1 protein-coding gene is annotated in these 730 nt (G+C 39.3%); it reads left to right on the forward strand.

Annotated elements, in window-relative coordinates; genetic code table 11:
• The first annotated feature begins 111 nt into the window (after nucleotides 1-111).
• Nucleotides 112-645 (forward strand): peptide-methionine (S)-S-oxide reductase MsrA, encoded by a 534-nt coding sequence (msrA, locus tag AC3G7N_RS20975; RefSeq protein WP_089060466.1) that lies wholly within the window; start codon nucleotides 112-114, stop codon nucleotides 643-645.
• Nucleotides 646-730: the final 85 nt, after the last annotated feature.

The raw sequence follows: 730 nt of genomic DNA on the forward strand, positions 1-730 counted from the left end.
CAATCACCGTGCCACCCACCCCTTATTTATGATATAGTTGATGAACTTAATTAATAGTTACACAAATTATAATTCTCTTCTAAAAAATATACAAATAAGGAATGATCGTTTATGGGGATAGAAAAACAAAAAGCAACTTTTGCTGGCGGGTGTTTCTGGTGCATGGTAAAGCCATTTGACACATGGGACGGCGTTTATTCGGTAGTTTCCGGTTACACTGGCGGTGATGTGATAAATCCAACATATGAGGAAGTGAAAACGGGACAAACCGGGCATTACGAAGCCGTCGAAATTACTTTTGACCCGGAAGTAATTGCTTATGAAAAAATCATGTCAATCTTTTGGCAGCAAATTGACCCCACTGACGATGGCGGGCAGTTTCAGGATCGCGGTGACTCCTACCGCACGGCAATTTTTTATCATAACGATGCGCAACGAATTGCTGCAGAAACTGCAAAAACTGAATTAGAGCATAGTGGCAAGTTTAAAAAACCTATAGTTACAAAAATCTTACCAGCTGTAAATTTTTATACAGCGGAAGATTATCACCAGGACTTTTATAAAACGAATGAACAAGAATACAAGAAGGACCGCTCAAACTCCGGAAGAGATGAATTTATCGAGAAAGTCTGGAAAAAGGATTAATCCTTCTATTTGCGGCCGGTGTTTAGTATACTAAGTTTTTGATACAAAGGGGGTAAATACCTTGACCAAAAACGATTCGCTGCTT

The sequence above is a fragment of the Virgibacillus carmonensis genome (genome assembly GCF_057836705.1).